This is a genomic window from Bacillus massiliglaciei (assembly GCF_900098925.1).
Lineage (GTDB): Bacteria > Bacillota > Bacilli > Bacillales > DSM-1321 > Peribacillus > Peribacillus massiliglaciei.
This window is the reverse complement of record NZ_LT622352.1, coordinates 35,397-49,634: the sequence shown is the minus strand read 5'-3', so window position 1 is coordinate 49,634 and position 14,238 is coordinate 35,397. Positions and strand designations below refer to the sequence as shown.

Genomic DNA, 14,238 nt, shown 5'->3' with positions numbered 1-14,238 from the left:
ATCAACGCTGAAAAAACGAGAGAAAGAGAAGAAGCAAAGTCTTTCTAGGGAGGAAGGGGAAATATGAAAGCGCTTAAATCTATTGTGATCTGGGGAATTGTCTCTGCGTTAGGCGCGGTGGCGTTTGGTTTTATCGCATTGAACCGCGGTGAAAGTGTCAACGCAATCTGGCTGGTTGTAGCCGCTCTTAGTGTCTATGCAGTTACGTACCGTTTTTATAGTAAATTTATAGCCCGTAAAGTGTTTGAATTAGATGACAGCCGACAAACACCGGCTTATACAAAGAATGATGGAAAGGATTATGTTCCGACAAATAAATGGGTTTTATTCGGGCATCATTTCGCTGCGATTGCAGGGGCCGGTCCGCTGGTCGGTCCGATCCTGGCTGCCCAGATGGGATATCTGCCCGGAACCCTTTGGCTGATTGCAGGTGTCATTCTTGCGGGGGCCGTTCAGGACTTCGTCGTTTTGTTCGGATCAATGCGGCGGGATGGAAAGTCGCTGGGGGAAATGATTAAGGAAGAGATGGGACCGGTTACCGGCTTAATTTCAATGGTCGGTATTCTTGGCATTATGATTATCTTATTGGCGGTCCTTGCTCTGGTAGTCGTGAAGGCCCTGGTGGGGAGTCCGTGGGGAATGTTTACGATTGCGGCGACCATTCCAATTGCCATTTTCATGGGAGTGTATATGCGGTATATTCGTCCAGGCCGGGTCGGCGAAGGGTCGGCAATCGGCATCATTCTTTTGCTTGCAGCCCTGTTTGGAGGACAATATGTGGCCGAAAGCGAAACATTGGCTCCTTTGTTCACGTATGACGGAGAGACGATTGCCCTTTTGATGATTGGTTATGGATTTATTGCATCTGTTCTGCCTGTTTGGTTTTTGCTTGCGCCGAGGGATTATCTAAGCACATTCTTAAAAATAGGGACGATTATTGGCCTTGCCCTTGGGATTGTTTTTGTTCTACCAAATTTAGAAATGCCTGCTGTTACAAAATTTGTAGACGGTACCGGTCCGGTTTTTTCCGGGAATCTGTTCCCGTTCCTATTTATAACGATTGCATGCGGAGCGGTTTCCGGCTTCCATGCGCTGGTGTCTTCTGGAACGACGCCTAAAATGATTGAGCGGGAATCGCACGCACGTCCGATTGGATACGGAGCGATGCTGGCGGAATCATTTGTCGCCATTATGGCAATGATTGCGGCCACTGTTTTGACGCCGGGCATTTATTTTGCCATTAACTCTCCGGCAGCGGTCATTGGGACTGAGCCTGCTCAGGTGGCATCGACCATATCGGAATGGGGATACACGATCACGCCGGACATGCTGACGGATACAGCGGATAAGGTGGGAGAGGATACGATCCTGTCGAGAACGGGGGGCGCTCCTACTTTCGCTATTGGAATGGCGCATATTTTCTCTCAAGTCATCGGCGGCGATACGATGATGGCCTTCTGGTATCATTTCGCCATTCTTTTTGAAGCCTTATTTATATTAACGACAATCGATGCAGGGACGCGGGTCGGAAGGTTCCTTATCCAGGATTTAATAGGCACCGCTTACAAACCGTTTAAACGGACAGATAAATGGATTCCGAACATTATTGCGACCGCACTTTGTGTCGGGGGCTGGGGCTATTTCCTCTATCAGGGGGTTATTGATCCGCTTGGAGGAATCAACACATTATGGCCGCTGTTTGGGATCGCCAACCAGATGCTTGCAGCGATTGCTTTGCTGCTCGGAACAACCATTCTCTTCAAAATGGGAAAAAAGGTATATACATGGGTAACCCTTGTTCCGACAACATTTCTATTAGTCGTTACCATGACAGCAGGCTGGCAAAAGCTGTTTCATGACAATCCTGCTATAGGCTTCCTTTCTCATTCAAAAGTCTTTAAAGAAGCATATGAAAAAGGGGAAATCTTGAAACCTGCTGCGAATTTAGCAGAAATGAAGCGGGTTATCATGAATGACTATATTGATGCAGCCTTATGTCTGATCTTTATGGTTGTAGTCGTAGTTGTTCTTATAGCATCTATTAATCTTTGGATTAAAGTATTGAAGAATCAGAAAATCGAGCTTCATGAGTCTGAATACGTGAAGCGAGCGTAAAGGGGTGACCGATGTGTTCAAGAAAATTGCGTATGCACTCAGCTACAGGAAACAATTTATCAGCCTGCTGGTCGGTGTGCCCAGCTATGAAACCTATGTCGAGCATATGAAGAGCCATCATCCGGGGCAGCCGATTAAAACAAGAAAGCAGTTTTTTTGCGAAGCTCAGGATAATCGATACGAGTCTAAGGATGGAAGTGTATCGCGCTGTTGCTGAATATCACTAAAAAAAGCCTTCCCGAAGTCATTCGGGAAGGCTTTTTTATCTATTTTTTTTATTTTTATGAACATTTTTCCCTATTTTCTAAAAAATTATTAGGTAATTGTATTGAATTTTTAGAAAAATCATATTATGATAGAAAATATAACATATGATGTTACTAAACTTAACATAATTAAAAGGGGGAAAAGAAAATGCAGTTAGCAGATTCAGTTTTTATGTTTGTGGCTACGATGTTGGTCTGGCTTATGACTCCGGGGATTGCCCTATTTTATGGAGGAATGGTAAGAAGTAAGAACGTATTGAATACCGCGATGCACAGCATCATGCCAATGGCGGTTATTTCAATTCTGTGGGTGGTTATTGGATATTCATTATCCTTCTCCCCAGGGAATATGATTTTAGGAGGATTTGATTGGATCGGCCTGAAGGGAGTAGGATTTGAACCCGGACCTTACAGTGATACGATTCCTCATAATCTATTCATGTTATTTCAAATGACTTTCGCCGTATTGACGGTTTCCATCATTGCAGGCGGCATAGCGGAACGCATGAAGTTTTCGGCATTCTTAATCTTTTCGATTCTTTGGTCTTTGTTCGTATATGCACCGGTGGCTCACTGGGTATGGGGCGGCGGCTGGCTTGCTGAACTGGGAACATTGGACTTCGCAGGAGGAAACGTCGTTCACATTTCGTCAGGTGTGGCAGGTCTTGTGCTTTCCATTATTCTTGGCAAAAGGAAATCAGCAGATAGCAGTTCTCCTCATAATCTGCCGTTAACTCTTTTGGGAGCAGCGCTGATTTGGTTCGGCTGGTATGGTTTCAACGTAGGAAGTGCGTTAACGATTGATGAAGTGGCGATGAATGTTTTCGTGAATACGGCTGTGGCATCGGCAGCGGGTGTAATCGGCTGGCTTCTGATCGAAAATATCGTGAACAAAAAGCCGACAATGCTCGGAGCCCTTTCTGGAGCCATTGCTGGTTTGGTTGCTATTACTCCTGCCTGCGGTTTCGTCACACCTGCAGCATCCATCATTATTGGATTAATCGGCGGGCTTGCTTGTTTCTGGGGTGTATCATCCTTAAAATCCAAGTTCGGATATGACGACACATTGGATGCTTTCGGACTTCACGGCATTGGCGGAACATGGGGAGGTATTGCTACAGGATTATTTGCGACAACATCTGTCAATGAAGGAGCGGCAAACGGATTGTTCTACGGAGGATTCGATCTTTTCTGGAAACAGCTGGTCGCTATTATTGCCACATATATTTTCGTGGCTGTCGTTACATTTATTATCGCTAAAGTCGTCAACCTGTTTGTATCACTTCGAGTAAATGAGGAAGATGAATCTCTGGGCCTTGATTTAACCTTGCACGGCGAAAAAGCGTATAACGAATCAATATAAGAAAAGGGTGGTATTATGGGTGAAGTGCTGACAAAGATCGAGATCGTTACACGTCCGATTAACTTTGAGAAATTTAAAGAAGAGCTTGCAAAAATTGGCGTCAGCGGCCTTACGATATTGGATGCAAAAGGAACCGGACTGCAAAAAAGCTATGTAGAAACATACAGAGGCGTCAATCGGCAAACGTCTCTGCACGACCGTATCAAAATTGAAATTGTCGTCTGTGAGGTTCCTGTTCAGGATGTAATCGACGTCGCACGGAAATATTTAAGCACGGGCAAACCGGGAGACGGAAAAATCTTTGTGTATGAGCTGTCCAATGTGATTAATATCAGGACCGGAAAAGAAGGACACGATGCACTGAAGAACGAATTTTAAGGCAAACCGTACAGCAGAAAACAAGTGAAAGAGATGGGGAACGAATGGGAAGACTAGTTTCATTTGCAAATGCCAAAAAACAAAAAATTATACACCGGCTGATAACTGGCCGGATCTATCCTGCATCTGAACATCCATTCCTAAAGGAACTGCCTGTTAAAAACTTAGAAGAAATCTTACGATTGCATAAAGAAAAATCGAGTGCTGAAAAACTGTAAGTATCGTGTTTTGAGTTCCTTCCATTATTGGAAGGAACTTTTTTTTGTTGTTTAGAAAACCCCTGGCTATGCCGGGGGTTCCAGAAAGCTTATAGCGTGGTAACAAAAAAACCTCACTTCATGGTAGGATAAAGTTGGTTTCCCGACCACTTTATCTCACGCACGAAGGAGGTATGCCCAGATGAAGGACATGAACAGTTTAGCACACACAACACGGAATTGTAAGTATCACATAGTCTTTGCACCAAAATACAGAAGGCAAATGATCTATGGAAAATACAGAAAGAGTATTGGACAGATCATAAGAGACCTATGTGAAAGAAAAGGCGTAATCATACATGAAGCAAATGCTTGTCCAGATCACATCCATATGTTGGTGAGTATTCCACCGAAATTAAGTGTATCTCAGTTCATGGGGTACCTAAAAGGAAAAAGTAGCCTGATGATATTTGATCGACATGCGAATTTAAAATATCGTTATGGAAATCGGAAATTCTGGTGTCGAGGTTTCTACGTTGATACCGTGGGAAGAAATAAGAAGCAAATACAAGAATATATAAGAAATCAGCTAAAAGAAGACTACGTGGCTGATCAGTTAACGTTGTTCGAAGAAATTGATCCATTCGCAGGAGAAAAAAGTCGGAAGAAATAAAGAAATTCTTTAGAATTAGTGAGTGAATGTGGTGCAGAAGGGAAACCCTTTCAGTGGGCCTTTAAGGCCGAGGCCGGAAAGAGAGGCTTTCAGCCGCAGAGCAAACCACCAGTTCACACTGGTGGTTTTGATTTCACTGTTAATTTAAATTAGGAGGGCGGGAAGGGATCTGCATGCAGGGGTGACATTCAAACGAATCTTTTTATGGAAGGAAAGCCTGAGCAATGACTAAATGAATGTTATTTTCAAGAAAGCGTTTTCTTGGCAGATTTTTCAGTTTTTTTCTGTATCATGAATGCTTTTTTCTCTATTCTGCTATAGAATTTCTGGTTCAGACAGATTATAATGAAGCGGAGGGGCAATCGTTTAGATTGTCTGCGGTTACCTATGCATTTGGAATTATTTTTTTAATGAACTTGAGACAGAAAGTTTGCTGAAATGATGGAGGAGGCAGCCTTTCAATAAAAAAACTTATTACTATGTATACAAAAAAAGTAAAAAAAGGTGATTTTTCATGGATCGTTTTACAGTCAAATCCTTACTTAATATTATTGGAGATATCAATTCAAAAGAAACGTCCCTGGCTGTGGCGGATGACAGACAGTTTATTTATTATCAGCCAAGCAAACAAATAGACTTGCAAATTCAGCCCGGGGATATACTAAGTGAAGATACTGTCACATTCAAAGCCATGAATGACGGAAGGAAAATTGCGGAATACATCCAAGGCAATCGCTTTGGGGTACCTTATTATGGGATGTCCATTCCGATTATAAAAGAAGGAATGCCCAAGGGGGCTGTAACGGCTATTCTTCCTTACAAACCGCTCCTGCAATCGACATCTGTACTGACAATCAAGACGAGCGACAGATGGATCCCGGTCCCTTATGAGGAAATTATGTATCTGGAAGCGCAAAACAGGAAAACGAAGATTCAGACAAACGGGATTTCAGGCTTCCATAAATTGAATTTGAGCGAGCTGGAGCTTGTGCTGCCGGAAGATATTTTTATCCGGGTTCACCGTTCTTATATCGTTAATATCAATCATATTGCAGAGATTCTTCCTGATTTTCATTCCACATTTCTCTTAGTTATGAAGGACCAATCTAAAATTCAAGTCAGTCAAACCTATGCGAGTCAATTCAGGAGAGTATTAGGATTTTAAACAAATTCTGCTTTATGTTAAAAAAATTCTGTTTCGGGATGTATATAAGGCTTTTCATCCCGAAATGAATGTATATTCGGTCTTCCCTTGATAAAATGAAGTGTAAGAAAAGCGGAATGGGGGACTTTTACATGGACGAAAGCGTTTTCAATAAAATTCGTAATGAACAACTTAGGGGTAAGGTTGTTACTGCGGAGGAAGCTGCTTCATGGATTAAAGACGGAATGAAACTTGGCATGAGCGGTTTCACTCGCGCAGGAGATGCTAAGGCTGTTCCTATGGCACTTGTTGAAAGAGCCAAAACAGAGAAATTTAAAGTGGACGTGTACACAGGAGCTTCATTAGGACCTGAAGTAGACCGTTACATGGCACAGGCCGGCATCATTAATAAACGTTCGCCTTTCCAGGCAGACTCTGAAATCAGAAATAGAATTAACGCAGATGAAATCCATTATATGGATCAGCATCTGTCGCATACAGCAGAACAAGTAAGACAAGGAATTATCGGACCGATTGATTTTGCGATCATTGAAGCGGTTGCGATTACCGAAGACGGCAAAATCATTCCAACGACTTCCGTAGGGAATTCACCGATTTTTGCTCAGAAAGCAGAAAATATTATTATTGAATTAAATATCGCTCATCCGGACGCACTGGAAGGCATCCATGATGTATATGTTCCAGGCAACCAGGGAGAGAGAGAGCCAATTCCAATGACAGCTGTAGCTGACAGAATCGGTACTCCTGGCATTGACGTGGATATCGAGAAAATCCGCGGTATTGTCGTTTCAACAACTGTCGATGCGCCGTCAACCATTGTACAGCCAGATGAAGAAACAGCGATTATGGCTGAACATCTTACAAATTTCCTTCGTGAAGAAGTAAAGGCTGGACGCCTGACAAATAAGCTTGCGCCGCTGCAATCAGGTATTGGTTCAGTAGCCAACGCCGTTTTGGAAGGATTCATTGATTCTGAATTTGAAGATCTGGAAGTATATTCTGAAGTTCTTCAGGACGCGGTTTTCAATCTAATCGATGCAGGGAAAGTGAATTTCGCATCCGGATGCTCTATTACATTGTCTGAAGAAAAAGGAAAGCTAGTATATGGAGAGTTAGAAAAATATGCTGACAAGCTTGTTCTTCGTCCGCAGGAAATTTCGAACCACCCAGAAGTCATCCGCCGACTTGGATTGATTTCCATTAATACAGCACTTGAACTGGACATCTATGGAAATGTAAACTCTACACATGTTTCCGGTACTAGAATGATGAATGGAATCGGCGGTTCCGGAGACTTTGCCCGTAATGCACGTCTAGGCATCTTCGTTACGAAGTCCTATGCGAAGGGCGGAAAAATCTCCAGTATCGTTCCAATGATCCCTCATGTGGATCATACAGAGCATGATGTAGATGTTATCGTTACAGAACAGGGATATGCAGATCTTCGCGGACTTGCACCGAAAGAGCGCGTTGAATTAATCATCAACAACTGTGCTCACCCAGATTATCGTGATCAATTATGGGACTACTACAATGAAGCGCTTGCTGTAACAGGCGGACACCAAACGCCGCATATTCTTGAAAAAGCTTTCTCTTGGCATGTGAATCTTGCTAAAAATGGGACAATGCTTGCTTCTTCCCGTGAAGTTCAAGAACAAAAATAATCATCTTCATACGATTAAAATACCCGCTGGGGCAAACTGCCTCAGCGGGTTCTGCTTTTTTCTTCTTCAAGCAGGAAATTTTTAAAAAGCTGGAGGGCAAGCATGGGTGTTGCCGCAATAGATGTCAGATACCGTTCCTTTTTTTCAGCAGAAAGCGAAGAACTGTTTCGTATACGCTCCTCTATATAAGACAGGGTCAATTTTCTAATTTCCTTATTTCTAAGACGCATTTCTTTAAACAGCGCCATACCAAAAGCCCCTATCAAAGCAAAGAACAGCAGAAGCAGCAGTCTTTCCTCCGCCTGCCTGTTAAGAAACAATAAATCATAAAGATTAATGATGGAAATCCCAAGCATCATGCTGGATAAGAAGGCGTAGCGATTATTTTTTTTCGTAAGAGGCTCCAGCTTCTTTTTCATTGCCAGAAGTTCTTTTTGGATAGCTGCGGTTTGATTACTTGTACTTTTCATAATCTAATCCTTTCTGAACAAAATCCTTTCTTACCTATACGGCTCAGCCCGGGAAAAGTTTCAGGCGTAAAAAGGGAAATAAAAGGGAATACAGAACATTGACAGTGAAAAAAAGGGGAGATAATGATAAAATGGAATAAAAATTAACGCTTATGGAAACCAATTGAGAAGTGGTTTTAAACTATTGGGGGAGATGCCTTGTCTAAGTCAAAGCTGCAGTATTGGACTATTGAGTTACTATTAGTTGCTATTTTGATTTATGTTTGCACGAAGATTTCTTTTTTATTCGAACCGATCGTGGTGTTCGTATCAACCTTGTTTTTTCCGATTATCATTGCAGGTTTTTTGTTTTATCTTTTTAATCCGGTTGTCAGGTTTTTAGTCAAATATCGGGTTCCTAAAACAATCGCCATCTTGCTTATATACATAGTGTTCATCGGCGTCATCAGTCTTCTGGTCAGTACAGTGGGGCCTTCCTTATCCAAGCAGGTAACGGATTTGATTGAGAATATTCCTACGTATTTTGGACAGGCACGTGATTTCTTTGACAGGCTGGTTGAATCGGGCTGGTTCAAGTGGACGATGGAACAGGATTATGTGTCGATTGAAAAAGTGGAAGATACTTTGCAGTCTTATTTAACCGCGATGCCGAATAACGTGACGAACAGTCTTTCTACCGTTATTGGCATGGTGACCAATATCACTTTAGTGATTGTTACCGTTCCTTTTGTTCTTTTTTATATGCTGAAAGACGGGGATAAGCTGAAGAATGCGATTTTGCGTTTTGTACCGGCTCCTTACCGCACTTCAAGCTATACGATGTTAAAGGAAACAAACGAAACACTTGCCACATATATTCAAGGACAAATCTTGGTTTGTCTGTTTGTCGGAGTCGGGACTTTCATTGGATATCTGATTATTGATCTCCCTTATGCGATTGTGTTTGCTTTAATCGGAGGCATTACGAATATTATTCCGTATGTAGGGCCATTTATCGGGGTGGCGCCGGCCTTCATTGTTGCTTTAATCCATTCTCCGACGCAGGCATTGCTTGTCGTGGTTGTGGTAACAGTTATCCAGCAGTTGGATGGGAATTTAATTTCTCCGCTTGTGATCGGGAAAAAGCTGAATACCCATCCGCTGACAATTATTATTCTATTGCTGGTTGCCGGCAATATTGCAGGGATACTTGGAATGATTTTAGCGATTCCGACTTATTCAGTAGCCAAAACGATCATCTTGAATATCGTGAAATTCATACGAATCAGGAAAGAGAACAATTCAGAAATCCTGGAATAAAGAAATGCAAAATATCAAATTCCTCACAGAGGAATTTGATATTTTGTTATTTATAGGACGCTTTCCTGGACAAGGGCACGGTTCAGACCGTTAAGAGCGGCTTTTATCCTTGTCCCCGTTTTTTTGTTTTGACGGGGAAACAGAAAAAGGCATAAAAAAACAGGCGGGGAGTTGTCTCCGCCTGTTTTTTTTTATGCATTAATCTAAACGTTCAAGGGATGCAGCAGCCTGGCCTTCTGAAAGATCTTCTTTTCTCCCTGGGTGGAATTCTTTTTCTGATTTCGAGATAACGACCGTTGCTACGCCATTTCCAATCAGGTTGGTTACGGCACGGGCTTCAGACATGAAACGGTCAACCCCGAGTAAAAGAGCCATTCCTTCCACAGGAATCATCGGGAAGGCAGCCAGTGTGGCAGCAAGCGTAATGAAACCGGATCCAGTTACACCGGCAGCTCCTTTTGATGTCAGCATTAATATTCCAAGCAAAGTAATCATTTGGAGTATGGTCAGGTCTGCTCCATACGCCTGGGCGATAAACATCGCCGCCATGGACAGATAAATGGAGGTCCCGTCCAGGTTGAAGGAGTAGCCTGTTGGAACGACCAATCCAACGACTGATTTGGAACAGCCATACTTTTCAAGCTTGTTCATCATACTTGGAAGCGCTGATTCGGATGAAGAAGTACCGATCACGAGCAGGATTTCTTCTTTTAAATAGGCAATGAATTTCAGAATGTTAAAACCGAATGCTTTGGCGATGGCTCCTAAGACGAAAATAATGAACAAGAACATTGTCAGATATACAGCACCCATCAGCTGTCCGAGTTTGCCTAAAGAGCCTAACCCGAAGTTGCCGATTGTGAAAGACATTGCCCCGAAAGCAGCAAGCGGCGACAACTTCATTACTATTCCGACAATTCCAAAGAAAACATCAGCAAGATTTTGGAACAGCTTAACAACGGGCTGTCCTTTTTCTCCAAGCCTGGCCAGTGCCAGTCCGAACAGGACAGCGAATAATAGGATTGGAAGCAGGTCCCCGCCGGCCAATGCCGCTACAGCGTTTTCAGGAATGATGTTCGAGATGAAGGCGAGCACACCATGCTCTGTCTCTTCAGCGGCTTTCGTATATTGTGAAACGTCTGCATTGCTTGCACCGTCTACATTAAATCCACGGCCTGGTCCCCAAATATTAACGACCAGAAGACCAATGGCTAAAGCAATTGTGGAAACGATTTCAAAATACAATAGAGCTTTACCGCCGATACGGCCGATATTTTTCATATCTCCCATACCGCCAATTCCGATGACGACGGTGAAGAAAATGATAGGAGCAATGACCATTTTTATTAACTTGATAAACCAGTCAGCCAGGAATTTCAGCTCTGACCCAAATGAAGGGAAAAAGTGTCCTACTGATACACCAAGCACTATAGCAATGATTACTTGAACAGTTAGATTTTTGAGAATTTTCATGCTATACTCCCCTTTGTTATATAGTAGCTTCATATATTCTTAATAAAATTATAACAGAGGGGAGAGAGATTTGATTTTTTGTTTATATTGGTCTTTTTGGTCTTTTTGGTCTTCAGGATGGAAGCTTAATTTTCGAACGGCTTGATTAAGGCGTATAAGGATTCAACGACAGGAAGCTGTATTGCCGCTTTCCGGGCGAGACGGATGGCCCCTCCCTGGAGATGTTCTACTTCAAGGGTCATGCTTTTTCTTCGGTCTTGATGCATAGAAGAAGTGGCTTCCTCCGGCAGGTCCTTCATCGCCGCAAGAGCCTGGCTGACCTGCTGATCACTCAGTGTAACGTCGTGTGCCCCGGCAAGAGTCTGCATCTCAAGCAGTACTTTGTAAACCAGTTCAAATGTTTCAGGGAATTTGCGAATGGTTCCAATTGGCAGATTCGATGCGGTAGTTACTCCGGAAAAGGCGGTAATGAACATATATTTATTCCATAAGGCCGTTAAAATATCTTCAGATTTTTGGGCACCCATTATAGCTGATTCTGTAATGGCCTCAAGCTGTGTACAGATTTCTTCCTGAGAAGGGTGCAGGGGACCGTAGATGAAATCATGCTGAATGTTCGAGTGGACCACGTGTCCTCGTTCATTGAGCGTGGATACGATATAGGCACTTCCGCCGATGACTGCTTCTTTTCCGAATTTGTCCTGCAGAATATGAATATGCTCCAGTCCATTCAATAACGGCAGTACCCGTGCTCCTTGATTAACCAGTATCTCGATGTCTCCGAGGATTGACTGTAAATGATAGCCTTTTACAGCAAGCAAGACGAGATCTGGATCTGATATGGTATGGACATCATCTGTGAACTCCATATCATTGAAAACATAATTGCCATGGGGGCTTGTTATGTACATGCCTTCTTCGCTCAGCTGTATAGCCCGCTGTTTCCTGACTAAAAACTCTACCTTTTGTCCGGCTTGCTGAAGTCTCGCGCCAAAATAAGCTCCTACTGCACCCGCTCCGATTATTACAATCTTCATATCCAGCACCCCTTATTAATTAATTAGTAATGGAACCAAAACGCTCAGTTTCTAAAAGCGGCTGTCCTTACTGTTCTATCATAACACTGAAGGAATATTCAGAAAAATAGTTTTGAAGATAGATCGTTGGAAAAGAAAAAACCGCCTGCACGCAGCAGACGGGAGTGGTGAATATCTTATTTATAGACTTTAATGGTAACAGTTTTCACGCCCCAGTTAAGAGCTTTCTTTTTAGAGGACATGAATAAGTCGATTTTATTTCCGTGCATGGCGCCGCCAGTATCACCGGCGATCGCTGTTCCGTAACCAGGCACATAAACTTTTGTTCCAAGAGGAATCTTCTTAGGATCAACGGAAATGACTTTTGCATTCGGGTTCTTCTTCAAGTTGATTCCGGTAGCAGTAATTCCGCTGCAGCCTTTGCAGCTGGCAGTGTAAGCTGTTGTTTTAACGGTCATTGTTTTATATTTAGCAGGGGCAGAAGCCTTCTTAGCTGTTGCTGTCGATTTCTTTACTGCAGTTTGTTTTGCTGCAGTTTTTGGCTTTGAAATTTTCAAAACCTGTTTAGGGTGAATGGTGTCAGACTTAAGTCCGTTCCAGCTTTTTAGCTGACTGACTGAAACTTTATGTTTAGAAGCAATCTTCCATAAGGAATCACCCTTTTGTACCTTATATGTAGTTGCCGCGGCCGATGAGACTCCGGAAAAACCAAATACTAGAAAACAAGCAGTAATCATTGGTATTAGTAATTTTTTCAAAAGTAATAGTCTCCTTTACTATTAAATCGTGTTCATAGAATAACAGGTTAATGTAACAATCATGTTTCTATGGAATGGTATTTATGTTACAAAAGGATAACAATGTAATAAAAAAGTGTAATTTGGGTATGAGAAAAGGCTGAAGAAAAAAGGTAGAGAGAGGCAAAAAATTTAGTAATCAGCGGGGGAGATAGACCTAGAAAGCGAGACGGAAAGAGGGCCGGAAAAAAATCTGCATCCGCAATCGGCAGTTTTTCCTGCCAATCAGGATGCAGATAATTCTTTTTAAACCCCCATTTAAGAATCAGGCGTAAAATCGGATAGGAATGCAGAAAGAATGTCTATGTATTGAGCGCAACTTTCAAGATCTGCATATTCCCGGTTGCCGTGCCAGTTCCCGCCGCTTGGCCCGAATTCAATGGCAGAAATGCCATGTTTGGCAAAATAGACGGTATCTGCCGAGCCATGCTGGCCAAAAATCGCGGCTTTCTTTTGGGTTTTCTTTTTCATGGCCGACCGCAGCATGGTGATAAATGGGTCTGTTTCCTTTGTCTGAACCGGCTGGCTGGCCATATGGAGGTGAAGAGGCTGATTCCCAATGACTGCTTTAATCTCACTTATAATATCTTCAGCCGACTGGCCTGGAAGATAGCGGATATCAAGACTGATCATGCATTTGTCGGGAACCTTGTTATATGCATCGCCGGCCTTGATTTTTGCCAGATTGACAGAAGGACCGGCATAGAGGGAGGTGCTTTCCTTGGTGAAGGGCAGGTGTAAAATGGCCTGATAGATTTCATACGCTTTTTCTATGGCATTGATGCCTTCCCAAGGGCGGCTTCCATGTGCAGGCGAGCCGTCGATTTCAAGATCGAGCTGCAGCACGCCTTTCGCCTGAAGGCCGATACCCAGCTGGGTGGGCTCTGCACAAATAACAAAATCACCTAAATACCCCTGTTCGGCTAGATAGCCCGAGCAATTGAAGCCGCCAGTTTCTTCATCCGAGACGATTTGAAGCTGAATGTTTGCGTGAAGATCCAAATCTTTGAGCTTTGCCATCGTGCACATCAAGGCAGCGACACCGGCCTTCATATCAGCGGATCCGCGTCCATAGAGCTTTCCTTCGATGACTTCTGGGAAAAATTGATCAGGGGTTCCGCTGACTACATCCACATGACCGTTTAAAATAATCGTTTTGTTCCCTGAGCCGATTTCACTTACGAGCATGAGGCAGCCGTTATTTTCGAGTATTTTGACCGAAAGGCCCTGTTCTTGGAGCCATTCCGCGCAAAATTCTACAGCCTGATTCGCTCCCTTTCTTCTGGAACTGTCGATTTTCACTAATTCTTTTAACAATGGTTCAAACATCATATCCCCCTC

At 43.0% G+C, this 14,238-nt stretch carries 14 protein-coding genes; 9 read left to right on the top strand and 5 right to left on the bottom strand.

Annotation, left to right across the window (positions count from 1 at the left end; genetic code table 11):
* Nucleotides 1-63 precede the first annotated feature (63 nt).
* The 8 genes from BQ4305_RS01715 (at nucleotide 64) to BQ4305_RS01680 (ending at nucleotide 7,821) form a co-directional block, all read left to right on the top strand.
* Nucleotides 64-2,115, top strand: a complete 2,052-nt coding sequence (locus BQ4305_RS01715) for a carbon starvation CstA family protein (RefSeq protein WP_110926174.1) — start codon at nucleotides 64-66, stop codon at nucleotides 2,113-2,115.
* Between the two features lie 13 nt (nucleotides 2,116-2,128).
* A complete protein-coding gene (locus tag BQ4305_RS01710) occupies nucleotides 2,129-2,332 on the top strand; it encodes a YbdD/YjiX family protein (RefSeq protein ID WP_110926173.1) in 204 nt (67 codons plus the stop codon).
* 197 nt (nucleotides 2,333-2,529) lie between these two features.
* Nucleotides 2,530-3,744 carry an ammonium transporter gene (locus BQ4305_RS01705; RefSeq protein WP_110926172.1) on the top strand — a complete coding sequence of 405 codons (1,215 nt, stop codon included), beginning with the start codon at nucleotides 2,530-2,532 and terminating at the stop codon, nucleotides 3,742-3,744.
* 15 nt (nucleotides 3,745-3,759) lie between these two features.
* Nucleotides 3,760-4,122: a P-II family nitrogen regulator gene (locus BQ4305_RS01700; RefSeq protein ID WP_110926171.1), complete on the top strand. Its 363-nt coding sequence runs from the start codon at nucleotides 3,760-3,762 to the stop codon at nucleotides 4,120-4,122.
* A 44-nt stretch (nucleotides 4,123-4,166) separates the two neighbouring features.
* Nucleotides 4,167-4,340 carry a hypothetical protein gene (locus tag BQ4305_RS21195; RefSeq protein WP_199880506.1) on the top strand — a complete coding sequence of 58 codons (174 nt, stop codon included), beginning with the start codon at nucleotides 4,167-4,169 and terminating at the stop codon, nucleotides 4,338-4,340.
* A gap of 181 nt (nucleotides 4,341-4,521) precedes the next feature.
* Nucleotides 4,522-4,992: an IS200/IS605 family transposase gene (gene tnpA / locus BQ4305_RS01695; protein ID WP_110926170.1), complete on the top strand. Its 471-nt coding sequence runs from the start codon at nucleotides 4,522-4,524 to the stop codon at nucleotides 4,990-4,992.
* Nucleotides 4,993-5,506: 514 nt separating this feature from the next.
* Nucleotides 5,507-6,157 carry a LytTR family DNA-binding domain-containing protein gene (locus BQ4305_RS01685; RefSeq protein ID WP_110926168.1) on the top strand — a complete coding sequence of 217 codons (651 nt, stop codon included), beginning with the start codon at nucleotides 5,507-5,509 and terminating at the stop codon, nucleotides 6,155-6,157.
* Between the two features lie 131 nt (nucleotides 6,158-6,288).
* Nucleotides 6,289-7,821, top strand: coding sequence for an acetyl-CoA hydrolase/transferase family protein (locus BQ4305_RS01680; protein WP_110926167.1), 1,533 nt, complete (start codon nucleotides 6,289-6,291; stop codon nucleotides 7,819-7,821).
* Nucleotides 7,822-7,862: 41 nt separating this feature from the next.
* Here the strand turns inward: BQ4305_RS01680 and BQ4305_RS01675 are convergent, their stop codons facing one another.
* Nucleotides 7,863-8,291, bottom strand: a complete 429-nt coding sequence (locus BQ4305_RS01675; protein WP_110926166.1) for a DUF5392 family protein — start codon at nucleotides 8,289-8,291, stop codon at nucleotides 7,863-7,865.
* Nucleotides 8,292-8,489: 198 nt separating this feature from the next.
* Here BQ4305_RS01675 and BQ4305_RS01670 point away from each other — a divergent pair, with 198 nt between their 5' ends.
* Entirely contained in the window at nucleotides 8,490-9,590 is a 1,101-nt protein-coding gene (locus BQ4305_RS01670) for an AI-2E family transporter (protein ID WP_110926165.1), read from the top strand.
* 198 nt (nucleotides 9,591-9,788) lie between these two features.
* Here the strand turns inward: BQ4305_RS01670 and BQ4305_RS01665 are convergent, their stop codons facing one another.
* From BQ4305_RS01665 to BQ4305_RS01650, 4 genes are all read right to left on the bottom strand, one after another.
* Nucleotides 9,789-11,063 carry a dicarboxylate/amino acid:cation symporter gene (locus tag BQ4305_RS01665; RefSeq protein ID WP_110926164.1) on the bottom strand — a complete coding sequence of 425 codons (1,275 nt, stop codon included), beginning with the start codon at nucleotides 11,061-11,063 and terminating at the stop codon, nucleotides 9,789-9,791.
* 125 nt (nucleotides 11,064-11,188) lie between these two features.
* A complete protein-coding gene (locus BQ4305_RS01660; RefSeq protein WP_110926163.1) occupies nucleotides 11,189-12,100 on the bottom strand; it encodes a ketopantoate reductase family protein in 912 nt (303 codons plus the stop codon).
* A gap of 176 nt (nucleotides 12,101-12,276) precedes the next feature.
* The gene (locus BQ4305_RS01655) at nucleotides 12,277-12,858 is read right to left on the bottom strand and encodes a 3D domain-containing protein (protein ID WP_110926162.1); all 582 of its coding nucleotides are present in this window, start codon (nucleotides 12,856-12,858) and stop codon (nucleotides 12,277-12,279) included.
* 297 nt (nucleotides 12,859-13,155) lie between these two features.
* Entirely contained in the window at nucleotides 13,156-14,229 is a 1,074-nt protein-coding gene (locus BQ4305_RS01650) for a M20 family metallopeptidase (RefSeq protein ID WP_324611555.1), read from the bottom strand.
* Nucleotides 14,230-14,238 lie beyond the last annotated feature (9 nt).